Raw genomic sequence first — 17,846 nt, forward strand, 5'->3', positions numbered from 1 at the left:
TTATTCCTTCCTGTTTCCGATTAATTCTCAAAATCTTTTTTTTGTCCACTCGCCTTAGTCCTACGCAGTTCTTTTTAAATATTTCCCACTGTTTTTCTCAGCAAAATGCGCAAGTATCTCTATCGCGGCTCCGATCATCCAGTACACCAGCGCCGCCGCCACATATCCTTCAAGATAACTGTAGTACATAAGACTTGGCAAAAGAGCTCCCGTCATGATCTCAACTACCGAAATGGCGCTCACTAAGTTGGACGCCTTCAAAAGACCTATGAGCGAATTCTGCATTCCGGGAAGAAGTATCGGAACCATCTGGGGAAAGATAATTCTCGTAAGCGTCTTAAACTTGCCCATTCCTATGCTGTATCCCGCTTCATACTGCACCTTCTCGATCCCTCGAAATGCTCCTCGTATGCTCTCGCTGACAGAACACGTCGTTCCGATTATAAGAGTGATATAACCGATAAATATCGGATTCACGTCACTTATCGGGACAGAAATATGAAGTGCTGCCGCCACATCCGAATAAAAAGTCATAAACAAAAGATTGTATAAAAGCAGCGCAACCATCGTTGGAAGCCCAAGGTATATTGTCACAAATGCCGCAAAGAACTGCGAAAGCACCGGCACCCTATAATTTCTTACGGTCGCTATCACCGCTCCCAGCAGCAAACTCACTATAAATGTTATCGCAGTAAGCTTTATCGTAACCGGAGCATAGAGAAGAGCCGATTTAAACGAATCAAAAAAACTTGTTATGCTAAAACTCATCTGTCCTTCTCCTTACACTGCTTTTGCCGTTCCGTTATTTAGCCTGTTCTCGATCAAAAGAAATACTCCCTTTAGGAACAAGCTGAACGAAATATATATGATCGCCGCCGAAAGATATCCTTCCAAAGAATGTCCCGTCGCAGCTCCAAGTGTCTTGGCTTTTCCCAAAAGATCAACCACTCCCAAGATAAAAACCAAAGATGTGTTTTGGAATACTCCGATAAAATCAACACCGTAATGCGGAAGTGCAACTTTAAAAGCCTGAGGGAGCACAATCCTGTAAAAGGTTTGTGCCCCCGTCATCCCAATCGAGTATCCTGCTTCCGCCTGAACAGACGGTACAGATGTTATTGCGCCTCTGAATATCTCGCCTAAAAACGCCCCCTCATTCAGAATGATCGCAATTTCTACAAATATCACAGGTTCGAGTCTGTTTAGATTTATTCCGAACAGATTCATAAAAAGATTGCCGAGTACTATTGGTATTCCGTAAAACGCTATCATCATCTGTACCAAAAGCGGCGTGCCCCTCATAAAAGAAATGTATATTCCAAGTAAGCCGCTTATCACGGGCACTCTGCGTATCCTAAGCACCGCCACGAATATCGCGAGTATGGTGCCAAGAAGCATTGACCAAAAAACTATATGAAGATTAACCGATAAGTTTGAAATCACTTTAGGAAAGACATTTATAAATCTTTCTGCACTAAAATAATTTCCCATTGCTTTATTCCTCTTCCGTTACGTCGTAGCCAACCCACTTGATCGCAAGCTCGGAAAGCTTTCCGTTTTCTTTAAGTGTTTTAAGAGCTCCGTCAATTGCATCTCTAAGCTCTGTCTCATCCTTGCGATACAGATAATATGTCTTTGAGTCGTTGATCGGCTCTCCAACCGATTTAAGCCAGTCTTTTCCGTCATCGCTGAAGTTCTTGTTCATCTTGGTAACATCACTCTTTTTAAGAACCGAAGCTCTTGCTGCGCCTGACTTAAGTGCTGCGGCGCCTTCTTCATCGGAACTGCTCTCGGAGTTCACAAGAACAACCTCCTGTCCAGGATGCTCCTCATTCCACTTTGTAAGAATCTGAGTTGTTGCGCTGGTCGCACCGCCGGTTCTTATCTTTTCTCCCGCAAGATCCTCAAGTGAGGTTGCGTCATCATCTATAAGAACCGCAAGGTATGTAATGTAAGATGTATATGATTCACCCGAGAAAAGATATTTCTCCTCTCTTTCAGGTGTGTACTCATACTGATGCGCCGCAAAATCTATCTTTCCTGCGTCGAGTGAAAGTACAAGCTGATCAAATGCCATTGACTGATATTCGAATTCGTATTGAGGAAGAAGCTCATCAATTTCTTTCAATACGTCATATTCATATCCGACCGCATCTCCGTTTTCATCCACATAGCAGTAAGGATTGTAGTTGATTCCCGAACCGACGATAACCTTCGTAACTTCACCCGAAGCCTCTTTTCCGCATCCGACTACAGATGCCATCATTGCTGCTGTCACGGCTCCCGCTACCATAATATTTTTAACTGTTCTCTTTTTCATAATAGTCTCCTCGCTTTATCCTAAAATCAAAAGCTTTTGCAAGAAAACCGGAGATTACTGATCCGCCTAATGGTGACGAACCACTAACCTCCGGTTGTCCGGTTAGTAAACATATGAGTTTGCTCCTTGTTTGCTTTTGTTGAGTTTAATATACAATAGCCTCCCCGTTAGCACAATTACGCTAATCTTTAGGGAGGCTATAACTAAAAGTTATAATTCAATATAATTTACTTATCCCAGCCAAGAGTTTTTCTCTTGTCCTTCATATCCTGTACTATCTGCTTGGCAAGTGCTACGGGATCTGTATTTACGTTCATTGTTGAGCCAAGTAACTCTTTCGTACCATGCTTCAAGAACTCAATAACATTCTTTGATCCAAAAATCGGAGCCTCGACGCAGTGATAAGAACTGATTCCGTTAAGTCTGAATCCAAGAGCCGCGTCAATTCCTTTTTCATTGCCCCACTCGGGAGATGAAAATGCAAAAGGAAGCTCATAGAGATTCTTTCCAAGCACACCTGCAATTCCCGCAAATATACCTGTAGAACGTGTATTATCAATACATTCTCCGACATGCCATACGGGCGGAAGATCGGGTTCAAGGAATTTCCTCAATGACTCACCCGCTTTTTCTTTTCCTGAGATTGCACAATATCCAAGCTTCATAAGCGGGAAGGATGCGCATCCGTTGGTGATAATAAGAACGTTGTTCTTAAGAAGCTCATCGGCAACATCAATAATACACTTCTCATAAAGTACTTTTGGATTGTTGCATCCGACCATATTTACAACGCCAAGAATCTGTCCTGATCTTATAGCTTCTGCGAGCGGCTTCATACTTCCGAATCTCTTGTGAACATACTCTACAGAGAATCCGACCTCTGCCTCAACCTCATACGGAGGAATATAAACAGGAATTCCTTTTCTGTTCTCAAAGCTTTCTATTGCTCGTCTTACTATCTTCTCGGCAAGCTCTTTAGTCTGTCCGATATTACTGTGATGATGGTCATACTCATATCTCTCGGCGCCCGGAAGACGTGCGGAATCACTTGTAGTTATAACTGTAGTCTTAAAGCACTTTGCGACATCCATGATCGAAGGGAATACATCCTGAACATCCGCAACCCACAGATCAAGCGCTCCGGTTCCAAGTACAAGCTCAGCCGATACAGCGTTGGAAAGCGGAATAACTCCACTGTCTCTGTACATCGCTGAAAGTCCCGAACAACAGATACCGTAGAATCTGATACCCTTAGCTCCTTTGGACTTGGCAAGTTCGATCAGATCTTCTCTCTTGCCCGCAGCAACAATCTGGCTTACAAGTGTAGGAAGATGTCCGTGTACGGCAATATTCACATAGCCCTTTTTGAGCGCTCCGATATTGACTTTGGATGTAACTCTGTCACCTACTCCAAATAAAGCATCAGTTGCTATACCTGCACCGACAACCCCGGAAAAAGTAAATGCAAGACCGCAGCGAAGGAACTGCTGCATTATGCTCTTCCAATCGCCATCCGTAGCACAGCCTGATTTATGATAAGCTTCAAAAACTTCATGGTAAGCACTGATAGGAAGAATATCAAGTTCCTCCCATACCTTCTGTCTCTCGGGAAGCGCGCAGGCTTTGATCGTCTTATAATCATCGGGAACCGATCTTGACATATCCTCAAGCAAAACATCAGCAAGGTCTCTTGCTACGTTTTTAAGCTGTCTGTTCTTTTGTTTTATTCCGAAAGCCTCTGCAGTGCTTCTTATTTTCTGCTCTCCGAGAATAGGAATATCAAGCTCTCCCTCGGCAACTTTCTTAAGTGTAAGCATTACTTCACGGGCATGCATACCGTGCTGCGCTGCTCCTGAAGCAGCTGATCTTAAAAGATTTCTTGACACAATAAGATCCGCATCGGCACCGCAGACTCCTCTCTGTGCCTTTGCGGTAATATGACAAGGTCCCATATTGCATATCTTACAACAGGTTCCGCTAAGTCCGAATGCACACTGAGGCTTCTGCGCATCGAATCTGTCAAAGGTTGTATCTATTCCGATCTGCTCCATTCTAAGTATCATCTCGCGAACGGCGGGATCGGGTGTATTGTCAATCACATCCTGCTTCGACGGAAACGTCTTTCTGTATTCCGCCACGGCGTTCATGTAATCCTTGGTAAAATTCTCAGGACTGCTCTCTCCGCCATGGTCACTTGCCTTAAGCGTCACTGTCGGAATTCCATGCTCATCGAAACCTATAAGGTTTCTGTGAGAGTGAATATGTGACAGTCCGTTTTTGCCGTGATGATGGTGATATTCGTGTTCATGCGAATGTGTATGACTCATTTTTTCCTACCTTAACCTTAACTTAAATTGTATATTCAATATCTTCTTCTACCTTCATCTGAAGCAGATCGAAGATCTTGTCTCTTATCAGCAAAAAGTCTCCGCTTGTTCTGTCTCTGAAATGATGAATCGGAACCGTGATCACACCTCTTACTTTGCCGGGATTAGGTGTCATCACAACTATCCTGTCCGCAAGATAAACCGCTTCTTCAATATCATGCGTCACAAAGATGATAGTCTTCTTTTCGTTTTTGCAGATATCCAGAATATCATCCTGAAGCTTCATTCTTGTAATTGCATCCAACGCTCCGAAAGGCTCATCCATGAAGATGATATCAGGTTCCACAGCCAGAGCTCTGGCTATAGCGACTCTCTGTTTCATACCTCCCGAAAGCTGTCTTGGAAAACTGTTTGCAAAATTTTCAAGCTTCACAAGTTTAAGATACTCTTTAGCAATCTCTTTTCTGCGCTTTTTATCTATTCCTTTTGATTCGAGACCAAGCTCGACATTTTTGATAACAGTGCGCCACGGAAGTAATCCGTAGTTCTGAAATATGGTAACATTCTTTGTACTTGGCGCGATTACTTCGTTTCCATCTATCTTAACGCTTCCGTGATTAACGGGATCAAAACCTGCGATAGCATTTAAAAGCGTACTTTTTCCGCAGCCCGAAGGGCCCAAAAGGCAGATAAACTCGCCTTTTTCAATATCAAGATTTACATCCGACAAAGCCGTGAATTCCGCGCCGTTTTGTATGAAGGTTTTTCCTGCGTTTTCTATATGAATATATGACATTACTGCTCACCTCCCCAGGCTTTAAGAATTCTTTTTTCCAAGAGACCGATAAGGAAATCCAGTAGCAGTCCTATAAGCCCTATTACAAGTATTGTTGCCAAAAGAATGTCAGCTCTGATATTGTTTCTCGCATCAATGATCTGGAAACCAAGTCCTGACTGCGCGCCTACCATCTCGCCGGCAACAAGGAATATCCATGCACTTCCAAGCGCAAGGTGAACTGCATTTGCAATCTGAGGGAATGCCGCCGGAAGGATCACCTTCCACATAAGCTGAGGCTGCCTGATTCCGAAATTATCCGCAACTCTGAAGTACATATCGTCGATCTTACTTACAGCTGATACCGTAGAAAGAAGTACCGGGAAAAACGCTGCTATAAAAATGATAACTATGGCAGGAAGATCTCCTATTCCAAAAAGGAGCACCACAAAAGGCATCCACGCTGTCGGAGATATCGGTCTGAGTAGCTGAAGCGAAGGATTAACATAATTAAAAACCTTCGGAAGGCTTCCAAGGATAAGTCCAAGAAAGACTGCTATTAAAACCGATAATCCATAACCTATCACAAATCTGTACATACTTGCGGCTATAGAAGCTATGAGCGTTCCGTCAGCGATCATTTCGCCCAAAGCCTGAATTGCCATCAAAGGTGACGGAAACAGAGCCGAACTGTAATCGCTTACAGTAAATGCAAGCTGCCAAATTCCCAATAATATAAGTATCGATACAACAACATATTTAATAGAGAGTAATTTTTTCATCAGGTCCCCTTACTTATTACCCGGTAACTAAACAATCACAAGTAATATAATCAAAAATCTGTCTTTACAAAATCAGAGTATGCGGGCGGATTATCAGAAAGTCCATATTTTTTAACCTTATCAACGAGCTTGTTATACTGTTCCTCTGTGATATCAAGGTCGTCATAAGAAATCCACTTCAAAGAAGTTTCAAGTACATCGTCTTTCTGCTTAAGATATTTTCCCGCAATCTTCTTAGCTGCTTCGGCATCAAGATTATTTCCGGCTGTCTTGTAGCCTTCGACAAATGCCTTGGCTGTATCCGCATGCTTATCTATAAAATCATCCGTTAAAACAAGTGCGCAGCATACCGAATCCTCCCAAAGCTCCTCAGAGGTATACAGTACTTTTGCTTTTCCTGTCGAAACGCCTACGGCACCGAAAGGTTCCGCAACGCAGTAACCGTCTATTGTTCCCGTAACGAGCGCAGACGGCATTTCTGTCGGAGCAAGTTCAACGACGTTAATATCATCGATAGTAAGGCCGTTCTTTGCAAGTGCATCATTTACCAAAATATTATGTGAAGACTGGCGATGAGGAATTGCAATTGTTCTTCCCTTTAAGTCCGCTCCGTCCTTAACTTCATTAGAAACAATGAGAACATTTCCGTCTTTATGTCCGAGAGCAACAGCTTTGATACCTACACCCTCAGCCTTTGATTTCATTGCAAGCTCTATAAGAACCGACGCTCCGTCAACCTTACCCGAATTAAGTGCATCCAAAAGTTCGGGCCAGGATCCGTATTTAACAAGTTCAACATTAACCTTGTCATTATTTGCAAGTTCATCTGCTTCTTCCAACACGGCAAGTGAATGTGTTATGGGAAGATAAGCTATCTTTACTGTCTCTTCTGCCTTAGCACTGCCTCCTGCTTGGGCACTTGCATTTCCGTCTTTATTGTTTCCGCATCCGGCCAGCGCAAGCGCTGCGGTGACTAGTATTGTTAATAATAGGTGTTTTTTCATAATAACTATCCTCCACTATAATTCCTTTTACCTACTAGGTCAATAGGGTAATTTGTATTGATTGAATAATAACACACGAAAACGGAAGCGAAAATTAAAGATTGCTTATAGCGAATGATAATTTGAGCTTATTAAAAAAGAGCAAAGCAGGTTTTTACACCGACTTTGCTCTTCCTATATTTTTCTTACCCTCTTCTTAGACTTATATGATTGTCTATCTTGTTGAAATACGTTGCTATCTTGACGATTGCTTCATCAACGCTGCACTCTACATCGAATCCCGCAATGGCTTTTTTCTCAAGCTGCTTCTGCGCTTGAAATCCGATCTTCTTGCAGACAAGGCTTCGGCAGTCGGAAATAAGTTCAACTTTCTTATGTGCTCCGTCGCCGCCTCCGCAGCCGCCGTGGCCACCGTTTCCGCCGCAACCTCCTTGGGAACCGTCGCCGCAACCGTTCTGCGCTCCTGCGCATCCGCTTATCTGAGTCCCGGAAGCATCACTTTTATTTTCATTCTGTACTCCTGCGTTGGTGTTTTCGTCTTCAACAAACTCTCTGTATTCTTTTTCTTTATAATCGGTTCCGTCTACTTCGTAGATATGGAACCCCCTAGCAGCACCAAAGCCAAGGTCTACGTCCTTGGCATTTGATGTTGCGACGGCAATCAAATATGACATCGCTTTACCTCTATCAATTTAGAAACAACAGTTTATGGCAGAACTGTGTCGTCGCCTTAGTTAAATCTCTGTGATGCTACGGTGTAGATATCTTCGATAAGTCTGATACCGCCTTCGTAACCCACAATTGCATCATTAAGAACTATCTTGTCCTTAACGGGCCATGAGATGTTGAGGAAGTTACCTTTAAGATCCTCAGTTACTTCTTTATCATAGTAGCCGCCAAGAACAAGCGGATATCCATGATAGTCATGGTTCTTTATCTCTTCATGGATCTTGTATCCGTCAGTCTCAAATACAACCTCTGCTTCAAGTCCGTAGTTGAGCTTTTTAAACTCTTCCGTGATTGCTTCTCTGTATTCCTTTGGCGTATCATCGGTAACGAACTGCTTGGCGGGAACAAGTCCGAGATCGTTTGTAAGGAACTTGGTAATTCCGAGAGCATACTGAGCATCAGCAACAACTGAGAACTGCTTGTTGATTACTCGGTTCTCAAGGAACAGATCCGCAAATCTCTCGATGAGATAGTAGTAATAATTCTCATGCTCTGTTATAACATCCTCTACAAGCTTCTCATCTACTCCTGCAAACTTTCCTACTTCTCTAAGGAACTTACTTGTCTCGAAAGCTCCGATAGGAAGTGTATTGTAGTGAAGATAAGGTGTTCCGAGTTTTTTCTCAAGCTTCTTTACATTCTTGAGTGAAACCCAAGGAGAAACAAGAAGGTTGAACTCAGCAGAGGCAATCTTATCTACGTTCTTTATTCCTCTCTGATATCCAAATATAGTATTGGGTGTAAGACCTATCTCTTTTAACAGTTTCTCAAGTGCTCTTAAGTTTCCAAGCCAGTAAAGATCCTGATAAGGAACGTCAGCCCAGATATTTACAAGACCCTTTTCCTTCTTATCAGTCTTCTTTATGTACTGGTCAATGATCGCATCAATAATCTGCTCATGTCCCTTGTAGTTGTTTCCTTTAAATCCTGCTGTAGGAGCGTAGATTACAGGCTTATCCGCATCTGCAAACTCAGATACAACTTCTCCTGAATCATCACCTACAATCTCTGGAATACATCCTGTAAGTACAACGTACATGTCCGCATCGATGACCTTAAGCGCATTATCGATGGTTGAATGAAGCTTTTTTACACCGCCGAATACAACGTCTTTTTCATTGATACTTGTACATGGAAAAATATTTGGTGAAAAGTATCCGCTGCTTCCGTTTCCGTCAGAGAGCTTCTGAGCACATCCGGGGCCGGAGTGAAGAATAGGGATAGCTCTTTCAATTGCCTGCACTGTCTGCATTGCACCCAGCGCACATTTATATCTTTGTTTATCAAGTAACTTTGCCATTTAAATCAGCCTCCGTGAATCATGCTTTGTCCTGAACGAGGAACTCTCCTACATTCTGTTTGTACCACCAATCTGTATAAGGAAGCTTTGTTCTCTTTGCGAGATTCTGCTCAAAGCTTCTGTTTCTGATACTGTCAAGGATTGAATATGCAAACTCCAAAGTGTGTTTGTAACCAAAGATCATATACTCATCCGCAACATATACAGAAGGTGTTCCGTTCTTGATTGCCCAAACAGTTGAACCGGGATGTCTTGATAGATACAGATCCGGCTGATACTTGTTCAGAATGTTCATAACCTCAAAGTTCTGCTGATCCGCAACACTGGCCTCGAAATCAATATTGTTATCAAGAAGATATTTCATTGAAGGAGGTACATCTCCGTTCTCATACTTCTTGTCATAGTGCCATGCAAGAGCCCATACAACCTCAATGCCAAGTTCGTTAAGAACACGGGATACCTCGAATGTATATCCGGGTCCCATACCGAGTACTGCTCTAAGTCCCTTAAGCTCTTTCTTAACTTCCTCAATCTTGGGAAGATAGATTGCTCTCTGCTCCTGAATGTACTTTTCTATCTTTTCACTTCTGCCTGTAACCTTACCTATCTCGCGAAGCCAAGCCTCAAAACCTACGATACCGCACTGGTTGATGCTTCTTACATAAGGAACGCCGTACTTTTCTTCAAGTACGTTTCCAAGATAGTTACCAAGTGTTCCGCAGATACATGTGGTAGCTACTGCTTCAGATATGTGAGAAAGCTCCTCAATAGTAGAGTTACAGTAAAGGAATGTCGGCTCAAGATCAAATTCCTTGAACATCTCTATGATCTCGGGTCTTGCACTCTCATAGAAATTCTTAAAGTTAATCTTATTGCTCTTTACTCCCTCTCTTGGCGGTTTAACAATAGACTGTAGAACCGCATGGTCTGCAATATCAAATCCTGTTGCCCAGATTCTTGACTTGAATCCCTCACAGTGAACCGCAACTATAGGAACCTGAATCTCATCTTTGAGCTCATCCACAATACTGTCGATATCCTCTCCAATGATTCCCGTTGCACAGGAGCTTGATACGAAAATAGCCTTGGGACTGTATCTTTTGTTTACTTCCAGAATGATATTTCTAAGAGTATTGGTTGAACCAAAGATAGTGTCATTCTCATTCATATCTGTTCCAACATAGACAGTATCATTGGTAACACCACGCTTTTTGGCCATAACCTTATCAAGGTAATATGTACCTGCTGCCGCAACCGAACAGCCTGCAGGTCCGTGATGAATGATGGCGATGTCTCTTATCGCAGAAAGCTGACCAAGGGCACAGCTTGAAAGACAAGAGCTTGACTGTGAAAAACATCTTGAACATCCTTTAAGTGTTCCGCATTCGCTCTGACTTGCAAGATCCTTGAGCGATCCGATGTAGCCTGTGATCGAACCTATTCTGTTTTCTCTGGTAGCCACATTGGAGTTATTTAAATTCGTTGCCATTATTTCTTTTCTCCTATATAAACTATGTCAAAATCCTATTTAATCCTGAGCCTTAGCAAAAAGATTGGTTGAAAGATATCTAAGTCCTGTGTCAGGGAATACAGCAACAATCTTCTTGCCTTTATTCTCTTCTCTTTCTGCCAATACTCTTGCTGCATGGAGAGCCGCACCTGATGATGTACCGATAAGAACACCGTCGTTTGCAGCAAGCTCTCTTGCTGCATTGTATGCATCAAGTGCCTCTACTTCGAGATATTCATCATAGATATTTCTGTCCATTGTTGCAGGAACAAGATTGTCGGGAACTCCTTCAAAAGGATGTACTCCTGTTATCTCTTCCTCCGGAGGATTCTTATCTGCATCCGGAAGTGAGTTGGGTCCGGGCTGAACAGCAACTATCTTTATGTTAGGATTCTTTTCCTTGAGATAAGCACCTGTTCCTGAAACAGTTCCGCCTGTACCTACACAGGCTACAAGAATATCAACCTGTCCGTCTGTATCTTCCCATATCTCGGGACCTGTTGTTCTCTTATGAACCGCAGGGTTTGCAGGATTGGAACACTGATCGAGAAACACTACATGATCTTCCTTATCAAGAACGTCTTCCTTAAGTGCCTTGATGGCAGCAACGAAATCGCCGCCTGTTTCCTCAAGAACCTTAGCAATAACAGGCTCTTCACCAAGCTTGATTGTCTTTCCGCCAAATGCCTGAATTACCTGGAATCTTTCTTTACTAACCTGATCCTGAATATAAACTCTGAAAGGATATCCTTTTGCTGCGGCGATAGCTGCAAGTCCGATACCTGTATTTCCGCTTGTTGTCTCAACAACAGTGTCTCCGGGCTTAAGCTTTCCACTCTTCTCCGCATCCTCTATCATGGCAAGTGCAATTCTGTCCTTTACGCTCTGATTTGGATTGAAATACTCAAGCTTACCGATAATATTTGCCTTAAGATTATGTTTTTTTTCATATCCTGAAAGCTCTAAAAGCGGTGTTCTGCCCACAAGTTCCGTAATAGATTTGTATACGCGTGACATACCTTTTCCTCCTTAAGTCTGAATCCTTCTGTATATATCAGATCTTGTAATCGTCTGAGAGTTCCATCATTCCATACTCCATAAGGATCTCTTCAAGTCTCTCCTGTGTCATTGGTGTGGGAATTACGAAATCTGTGTTCTCGATAACTGCCTGTGCAAGGTTTCTGTATTCCTGTGCCTGATTTGAATCGGGCTTGTATTCGATAACCGTTTTCTTGTTGATCTCAGCGTGCTGAACAACGTTGTCCCTGGGTACAAAGTAAAGAAGCTTTGTTCCGAGTTCTTTTGAAAATGCTCTTAAAAGATCAAGCTCTCTGTCTACGTTTCTTGAGTTGCAGATGATACCACCAAGTCTTACGCCACCTGTTCTTGCGTATCTCTGAATACCCTTTGAGATGTTATTTGCCGCATAAAGAGCCATCATCTCGCCACTTGCTACTATATAGATCTCTTTTGCCTTACCTTCACGGATGGGCATTGCGAAACCACCGCACACAACGTCTCCAAGTACATCATAGAATACATAATCAAGATCGTCTGTATATGCGCCGAGGTTCTCAAGCATGTTGATTGAAGTGATGATACCTCTACCTGCACATCCTACACCGGGTTCGGGTCCGCCTGACTCTACGCACTTGGTTCCTCCGAATCCTTCCTTCATGATCCTGTCGAGTGAAATGTCTTCACCCTCTTCTCTGATAGTGTCAAGAACCGTCTTCTGAGCAAGTCCTCCAAGAAGAAGTCTTGTTGAATCCGCCTTGGGATCACAACCAACTACCATTACCTTCTTACCGTGCTCAACGAGTCCGGCTGTAAGATTCTGTGTTGTTGTTGACTTTCCGATTCCTCCTTTTCCGTAAATTGCTATCTGCCTTAGTTCTGCCATTTTTTCTTTTCTCCTCTTTCTTATTTTTTATGTATAAAAAAAGGCATTGCAAAAGTAAGCTATTTTCTTACATTCACAAAACCTCCGGTTGACCGGTCAGCTTTTTTACTGTCCGCTTATGCTGTTCATTTCCTTAAGTAATCTGAGGTACCCGTCCAGCTTTTTTATCGCCGCATCTACGGGTCCCGGCATTTCAAATGCTGCGATTCCTCGCTCTTCGAGTTCGCCCATCGCTCCGCCTCCGATCTTGGCTACCAGAACGAAATTGCAATCCGCAACGCCGTCTACTCCTCTTTTTAATTTCTCAGCGTTGTGATGCCCGCCTTCACATACCGGAATCACAAAACGCTGTTCAATTTCCTCATAGTCGCCGTTCTCATCAACATCAACTATCAAAAAGCTTTCGGCTCTTCCGAAATGCTGATCTACATATCGGTTGTCTGTAGATGCAAGCGCGACTCTGTAAACTGCTTTATCCATGTGAAAATGTATTCCTTACGTTAACTCTGCTCTGGTATACGAGCTTGCTGTACTCGCTCATTCCCGGAACTCCGACCGCATCTGCACGGCAGTGTGCGCAGTGTCTGAACACTTTGATGTACTGCTCCGCATCCTCTCTGGCTTTTTCTATCTGCTCACATGTCGGCTTTGGTATATCTTTAAGCTGATGCTGCGGTATCAGCGGAATAATGTTATACATCAGCGCTCCGGCTTCTTTGACCGTCTTTGCGATGGTAGCTATGTGCTCATCATTTATTCCCGGTACGAGAACGGTGTTGATCTTGAGCGTCACTCCCGCATCTGCGACCTTCTTGATTCCTTTGAGCTGATTCTCGATAAGAATCTTTGCGCCTTCCTCTCCGTATATCTTCTCGCCGTGCCAAATGATATATCCATTGAGCTTGGCTTCAATCTTGGGATCGACTGCGTTAACGGTAACCGTCAGAGTATCGATTCCGACCTCAATCAGTTCGTCCGCTTTTTCATACAGAAGAAGTCCGTTTGTGCTCATGCACTTTAGAAGTTCGGGATGGCTTTTTCCTATCTTTTTAAAAGTCTCAAAAGCGTAATCCGTCGCCAATGTATCGCCGGGGCCTGCAATTCCTGCCACCTTGATGTTCGGCACAAATCCAAGTGCTCTGTCTATAAATGTATTTGCTTCGTCAGGGGATATCACTTTAGAAGTTACGCCTGGTCTTTGCTCGACATCATTTATTGTCCTGTCGCAAAATCTGCAAGCTATGTTACATCCGGGACTTACAGGAAGATGAATTCTTCCCGCATTGAACTTACATCCGCCAAAGCAAGGATGGTTTTTCTCAAGCTCTTCATATGTTCTTGCCATAATCAAATCTCCTCTCAGAATCTCTGTTTACGGCTTGTCTCGAGCTGAGTTACTTTGCCATCGTGTACTGTTATTGTTATCGTGCCATACTGTATACTTTTGATGCTCTCAACTATGCTTTCCAAAAGAGCCTCATCGACTTCTGTAGTCTTTGGTATTTCTGCCTTTGCCATAAACTTTATCTCCTCGCCTGTTTTATAACCCATCTCCCTACTCGGTAAGTAGGTTTTAATAATGACGTTATATGCATTATGCTTTAGTTCGCTGCCATTGTAAAACACTTATAATTTATAGCAGGGTATAAATAAAACTTATCCCTCTGCTTTTTTAAACACTCTTTCGAACTCGTTTATCAGATCTTCTATTCCCTCGATTCCCACAGAAAGCCTGAGAATACGGTCGTTTATGCCATTCTTTTCAAGAACGTCCGCAGGGACATCCGCATGCGTCTGAGTTATGGGATAGGTGATAAGTGTCTCAGTTCCTCCAAGGCTCTCTGCAAAATAAATGAGTTCAACATTTGCCAAAATCTCTTTTGCAAACTCAGCGGAATCAACCTCAAAGGTGAGCATCGCGCCAAAGCCTCTTGCCTGCTTTTTCATGATCTCATAGCCGGGATGCTCTATTAATCCGGGGTAGATTACCTTGGTGACATGCTTATTTTTCTTAAGGTACTCCGCGATCGCAAATGCATTTTCCTGTGCCTTGTTAAGTCTTACGGAAAGCGTCCGTATACCTCTTAAAATAAGCCAGCTGTCAAAAGGACTTAGTCCTGCACCCGTTGTTTTATAGATAAAGCGAAGTCTCTCATTGAGATCTTCATCATTAACGATCACAAAACCTCCTATCGTATCATGATGACCTCCAAGGAACTTTGTTCCCGAATGAATAACTATATCAGCTCCAAGATCGAGCGGATTCTGATAATAGGGTGATAAGAAAGTATTATCAACTATCAGAATCAATCCTTTTTCATGAACTTTTTTGGCAAGCTCTTCAATGTCCGTAACGTTCATCATAGGATTGGTCGGAGTTTCTATATAAACTGCCTTGGTATTTTCTTTAATAAGAGGAAAAACATCCTCAATGCTCAGATTCGCAGCGGTATATGACAGGCCGTTCTTTCTACTTATCTCATTAAAGAGTCTAACGCTTCCGCCATAGAGATCCGAATCGATAATAAAATGATCTCCCGGTGAAAAGAGCTCCATCACAGCCGCAACTGCAGCCATTCCGCTTGAAAATGCGATCGCATCTTTTCCGTTTTCCAAAAGAGCCACAACAGACTCAAGCTGCTGCCTCGTGGGATTCTGCTGCCTTGTATAATCAAATCCCGTACTCTCTCCAAGGCCCTTGTGCGCGAATGTCGCCGTCTGATAAATAGGGTAACTTACCGCTCCCCAAATATCTTTTAACTTCTCATCATTAAGCTGACACTTGGTGTCAGCGCTATATTTTTCCTGTAGTCTACAGCCGTTTTCCGTACTCACTTTTACTCCTCCCGATATCTTTCCTGTAACCTGTTATGCCATTTTGTCAGGTTTTACCATATCTCTTTTCATATGCTTCATACAGCTGTTCCATTGCTTTTTCTATAATGCTTCTTGGACTTGCTATATTTATTCTTTCAAAAAGAGCCGTCTTTCTGCCAAAGATTATTCCTCCGTCGAGCCAGAGCTTTGCCTCATTTTCAATAAGATTCCTTAAATCTCTGTAGTCGGTAGTAACCTCTGAAAAATCGAGCCATATAAGATATGTTCCTTCAGGTTCTATAAGCTTAACCTTAGGCAGTTTTTCTTTTATGAAATTTCTGATGTAATCAAGATTTCCTTCAAGATATTCAAGGAGTTCGTCTACCCACTGCTCTCCTTTTTCATAGCAGGCTTTGGTTGCTACAAGTCCAAGCACATTGCACTGACTGTAGCCTCCCGCTCCGTTTTCACGATCAAATTTATTTCTCAACGAAGTGTTTGGAATAATTATGTTTGCAATCTGAAGCCCCGCTATATTGAAAGTCTTACTCGGGGATGTTCCGAGGATCAGATTGTCCTTGTACTTCTCTCCCAGAGTAATAAACGATGTATGCTTATATCCTTTAAATACAAAATCAAAATGAATCTCATCCGCAAAAATAAGAACGTTGTGCTTTAAGCAGATATCCCCGAGTCTTAAAAGCTCCTCTTTTGTCCACACTCTTCCTGCCGGATTGTGAGGGCTGCATAATAAAAAGAGCTTTACGTTTTCTTCAACTATCTTTTTTTCAAAATCTTCGAAGTCGATCTCGTAATGTCCGTTCTTATATACAAGCTGATTGTTTACGACTTTTCTTTTGTTAAGTTCTATTGTCTCTCTGAACGGATAGTAGACAGGCTCCTGGATAATAACGCTTTCGCCGGGCTCCGTAAAAGCTCTTACAGCAACGGCTATTGCATATACAACTCCCGGTACGACAATGTTCCAATCATAATCAATATCAAATCCGTGTCTTTTCTTAAACCAATTTGCGACAGCTTGCGTATAATCATCCTTGGGATCTGTGTAGCCAAAGATTCCGTGATCTACTCTTATCTTAATGTCATCAAGAATCTCATCGGGAAGTTTAAAATCCATATCCGCAACCCACAAAGGAAGCAGATCGTCACGCCTTCTTCTCTCTATTCCAAAGTCATATTTAAGGCTGCTCGTTCCGCGCCTGTCGATATCTTTACCAAAATCGTATTTACCCACGTAGAATGCTCCTTTTAATAATTGAGATCGCTCATCATATATGATGATAAGCGATCTCATTATTTTTCATGTATATGAGAATGATATGCGAATTGCTTTACGGAAATGACCGTTTTTGCAATTCTTCAAGCGTTTAGTTCGCAAATAAAGGTGTTGAAAGATATCTGTCACCTGAATCGGGAAGAAGTACAACGATATTCTTTCCTGCATTCTCGGGTCTTGCTGCAACGATTGTAGCTGCCTTAAGAGCCGCACCTGATGAGATACCTACGAGGATACCTTCTGATACTGCGAAGTTCTTACCCTCTTTGAATGCATCGTCGTTTTCTATAGCAATTACTTCATCGTAAATCTTTGTATTAAGTGTATCGGGGACGAATCCTGCACCGATACCCTGGATCTTGTGAGGTCCTGCTTCACCCTTTGAAAGAACAGGGCTTGTTGCGGGCTCAACTGCGACAACCTTAACGTTAGGATTCTGCTCCTTGAGGTATTCACCTACACCTGTGATTGTTCCGCCGGTACCGATACCTGCGATAAAGATATCAACCTGTCCGCCTGCCTGCTCCCAGATCTCGGGGCCTGTTGTTGCTTTGTGGATTGCAGGGTTTGCAGGGTTAACAAACTGTCCGAGGATCAATGATCCTTCAATTTCTTTCTCAAGCTCTTCTGCCTTAGCGATTGCTCCCTTCATTCCTTTAGCGCCTTCTGTAAGAACTATCTCTGCGCCGTATGCCTTAAGAAGATTTCTTCTCTCAACACTCATCGTATCGGGAAGTGTAAGGATTGCTTTGTATCCCTTTGCTGCTGCAACTGCTGCAAGTCCGATTCCTGTGTTTCCGCTTGTGGGCTCGATGATTGTTGCTCCGGGTTTAAGCTTTCCGCTCTTTTCAGCATCCTCTATCATGCTGAGTGCTACTCTGTCCTTAACCGATCCTGCGGGGTTTAAATACTCAAGCTTTGCAAGGATTGTTGCATTTGTATTTCCAACCTTCTTGCTGTATCCGTTGAGTTTAAGAAGAGGTGTTCCTCCGATAAGATCCAATGCGCTTTCTTTGATGTCTGCCATAATTCGTTTCTCCTTTATCATCATTTTTGTTCGTGTTTTTTATTTGATGATTGAA

18 protein-coding genes are annotated in these 17,846 nt (G+C 42.8%); all 18 read right to left on the bottom strand.

What is annotated here, in order from left to right:
- Positions 1 to 60: 60 nt before the first annotated feature.
- The 18 genes from BM377_RS04330 to cysK all read right to left on the bottom strand — a co-directional run bounded on the left by BM377_RS04330 (position 61) and on the right by cysK (position 17,791).
- Positions 61 to 768 carry an ABC transporter permease subunit gene (locus BM377_RS04330; RefSeq protein ID WP_092244258.1) on the bottom strand — a complete coding sequence of 236 codons (708 nt, stop codon included), beginning with the start codon at positions 766 to 768 and terminating at the stop codon, positions 61 to 63.
- A gap of 12 nt (positions 769 to 780) precedes the next feature.
- Positions 781 to 1,491: an amino acid ABC transporter permease gene (locus BM377_RS04335; protein ID WP_092244261.1), complete on the bottom strand. Its 711-nt coding sequence runs from the start codon at positions 1,489 to 1,491 to the stop codon at positions 781 to 783.
- Between the two features lie 4 nt (positions 1,492 to 1,495).
- Complete coding sequence (locus BM377_RS04340; protein WP_092244264.1) at positions 1,496 to 2,320, bottom strand: transporter substrate-binding domain-containing protein; 825 nt, start codon at positions 2,318 to 2,320, stop codon at positions 1,496 to 1,498.
- Between the two features lie 227 nt (positions 2,321 to 2,547).
- Positions 2,548 to 4,647: an anaerobic carbon-monoxide dehydrogenase catalytic subunit gene (gene cooS, locus BM377_RS04345; protein ID WP_092244267.1), complete on the bottom strand. Its 2,100-nt coding sequence runs from the start codon at positions 4,645 to 4,647 to the stop codon at positions 2,548 to 2,550.
- A gap of 22 nt (positions 4,648 to 4,669) precedes the next feature.
- Positions 4,670 to 5,443, bottom strand: coding sequence for an ABC transporter ATP-binding protein (locus tag BM377_RS04350; RefSeq protein ID WP_092244270.1), 774 nt, complete (start codon positions 5,441 to 5,443; stop codon positions 4,670 to 4,672).
- The gene (locus tag BM377_RS04355; protein WP_092244273.1) at positions 5,443 to 6,204 is read right to left on the bottom strand and encodes an ABC transporter permease; all 762 of its coding nucleotides are present in this window, start codon (positions 6,202 to 6,204) and stop codon (positions 5,443 to 5,445) included. The genes BM377_RS04350 and BM377_RS04355 overlap by 1 nt, the downstream gene beginning before the upstream one ends.
- A gap of 50 nt (positions 6,205 to 6,254) precedes the next feature.
- The gene (locus tag BM377_RS04360) at positions 6,255 to 7,208 is read right to left on the bottom strand and encodes an ABC transporter substrate-binding protein (RefSeq protein WP_092244276.1); all 954 of its coding nucleotides are present in this window, start codon (positions 7,206 to 7,208) and stop codon (positions 6,255 to 6,257) included.
- A gap of 185 nt (positions 7,209 to 7,393) precedes the next feature.
- Complete coding sequence (locus tag BM377_RS04365) at positions 7,394 to 7,882, bottom strand: NifB/NifX family molybdenum-iron cluster-binding protein (RefSeq protein WP_092244279.1); 489 nt, start codon at positions 7,880 to 7,882, stop codon at positions 7,394 to 7,396.
- Positions 7,883 to 7,938: 56 nt separating this feature from the next.
- Positions 7,939 to 9,237: a nitrogenase component 1 gene (locus BM377_RS04370; protein ID WP_092244282.1), complete on the bottom strand. Its 1,299-nt coding sequence runs from the start codon at positions 9,235 to 9,237 to the stop codon at positions 7,939 to 7,941.
- A gap of 19 nt (positions 9,238 to 9,256) precedes the next feature.
- Entirely contained in the window at positions 9,257 to 10,726 is a 1,470-nt protein-coding gene (locus BM377_RS04375; protein WP_092244285.1) for a nitrogenase component 1, read from the bottom strand.
- Between the two features lie 39 nt (positions 10,727 to 10,765).
- The gene (locus tag BM377_RS04380) at positions 10,766 to 11,764 is read right to left on the bottom strand and encodes a PLP-dependent cysteine synthase family protein (RefSeq protein ID WP_092244289.1); all 999 of its coding nucleotides are present in this window, start codon (positions 11,762 to 11,764) and stop codon (positions 10,766 to 10,768) included.
- Positions 11,765 to 11,801: 37 nt separating this feature from the next.
- Positions 11,802 to 12,650, bottom strand: coding sequence for a nitrogenase iron protein (gene nifH / locus BM377_RS04385; protein WP_022779587.1), 849 nt, complete (start codon positions 12,648 to 12,650; stop codon positions 11,802 to 11,804).
- A 105-nt stretch (positions 12,651 to 12,755) separates the two neighbouring features.
- The gene (locus BM377_RS04390; RefSeq protein WP_092244293.1) at positions 12,756 to 13,130 is read right to left on the bottom strand and encodes a NifB/NifX family molybdenum-iron cluster-binding protein; all 375 of its coding nucleotides are present in this window, start codon (positions 13,128 to 13,130) and stop codon (positions 12,756 to 12,758) included.
- Positions 13,123 to 13,995 (bottom strand): radical SAM protein, encoded by an 873-nt coding sequence (locus tag BM377_RS04395; RefSeq protein ID WP_092244295.1) that lies wholly within the window; start codon positions 13,993 to 13,995, stop codon positions 13,123 to 13,125. The genes BM377_RS04390 and BM377_RS04395 overlap by 8 nt, the downstream gene beginning before the upstream one ends.
- 14 nt (positions 13,996 to 14,009) lie before the next feature.
- A complete protein-coding gene (locus BM377_RS04400; RefSeq protein ID WP_120656153.1) occupies positions 14,010 to 14,168 on the bottom strand; it encodes a YezD family protein in 159 nt (52 codons plus the stop codon).
- A 138-nt stretch (positions 14,169 to 14,306) separates the two neighbouring features.
- A complete protein-coding gene (locus tag BM377_RS04405; protein WP_092244301.1) occupies positions 14,307 to 15,485 on the bottom strand; it encodes a trans-sulfuration enzyme family protein in 1,179 nt (392 codons plus the stop codon).
- A 46-nt stretch (positions 15,486 to 15,531) separates the two neighbouring features.
- A complete protein-coding gene (locus BM377_RS04410; RefSeq protein ID WP_242948087.1) occupies positions 15,532 to 16,722 on the bottom strand; it encodes a MalY/PatB family protein in 1,191 nt (396 codons plus the stop codon).
- Positions 16,723 to 16,855: 133 nt separating this feature from the next.
- Positions 16,856 to 17,791: a cysteine synthase A gene (cysK, locus tag BM377_RS04415; protein WP_092244307.1), complete on the bottom strand. Its 936-nt coding sequence runs from the start codon at positions 17,789 to 17,791 to the stop codon at positions 16,856 to 16,858.
- Positions 17,792 to 17,846: the final 55 nt, after the last annotated feature.

This window comes from Butyrivibrio sp. INlla21 (assembly GCF_900116875.1).
Taxonomy (GTDB): domain Bacteria; phylum Bacillota; class Clostridia; order Lachnospirales; family Lachnospiraceae; genus Butyrivibrio.

What these genes read in the sequence shown, in the direction of transcription:
- BM377_RS04390 (WP_092244293.1), bottom strand. Translation starts at nt 13,130, where the DNA reads ATGGATAAAGCAGTTTACAGAGTCGCGCTTGCATCTACAGACAACCGA.
- BM377_RS04335 (WP_092244261.1), bottom strand. Translation starts at nt 1,491, where the DNA reads ATGGGAAATTATTTTAGTGCAGAAAGATTTATAAATGTCTTTCCTAAA.
- BM377_RS04355 (WP_092244273.1), bottom strand. Translation starts at nt 6,204, where the DNA reads ATGAAAAAATTACTCTCTATTAAATATGTTGTTGTATCGATACTTATA.
- BM377_RS04330 (WP_092244258.1), bottom strand. Translation starts at nt 768, where the DNA reads ATGAGTTTTAGCATAACAAGTTTTTTTGATTCGTTTAAATCGGCTCTT.
- BM377_RS04365 (WP_092244279.1), bottom strand. Translation starts at nt 7,882, where the DNA reads ATGTCATATTTGATTGCCGTCGCAACATCAAATGCCAAGGACGTAGAC.
- BM377_RS04400 (WP_120656153.1), bottom strand. Translation starts at nt 14,168, where the DNA reads ATGGCAAAGGCAGAAATACCAAAGACTACAGAAGTCGATGAGGCTCTT.
- BM377_RS04375 (WP_092244285.1), bottom strand. Translation starts at nt 10,726, where the DNA reads ATGGCAACGAATTTAAATAACTCCAATGTGGCTACCAGAGAAAACAGA.
- cooS (WP_092244267.1), bottom strand. Translation starts at nt 4,647, where the DNA reads ATGAGTCATACACATTCGCATGAACACGAATATCACCATCATCACGGC.
- BM377_RS04360 (WP_092244276.1), bottom strand. Translation starts at nt 7,208, where the DNA reads ATGAAAAAACACCTATTATTAACAATACTAGTCACCGCAGCGCTTGCG.
- nifH (WP_022779587.1), bottom strand. Translation starts at nt 12,650, where the DNA reads ATGGCAGAACTAAGGCAGATAGCAATTTACGGAAAAGGAGGAATCGGA.
- BM377_RS04340 (WP_092244264.1), bottom strand. Translation starts at nt 2,320, where the DNA reads ATGAAAAAGAGAACAGTTAAAAATATTATGGTAGCGGGAGCCGTGACA.
- BM377_RS04380 (WP_092244289.1), bottom strand. Translation starts at nt 11,764, where the DNA reads ATGTCACGCGTATACAAATCTATTACGGAACTTGTGGGCAGAACACCG.
- BM377_RS04395 (WP_092244295.1), bottom strand. Translation starts at nt 13,995, where the DNA reads ATGGCAAGAACATATGAAGAGCTTGAGAAAAACCATCCTTGCTTTGGC.
- BM377_RS04350 (WP_092244270.1), bottom strand. Translation starts at nt 5,443, where the DNA reads ATGTCATATATTCATATAGAAAACGCAGGAAAAACCTTCATACAAAAC.
- BM377_RS04370 (WP_092244282.1), bottom strand. Translation starts at nt 9,237, where the DNA reads ATGGCAAAGTTACTTGATAAACAAAGATATAAATGTGCGCTGGGTGCA.
- cysK (WP_092244307.1), bottom strand. Translation starts at nt 17,791, where the DNA reads ATGGCAGACATCAAAGAAAGCGCATTGGATCTTATCGGAGGAACACCT.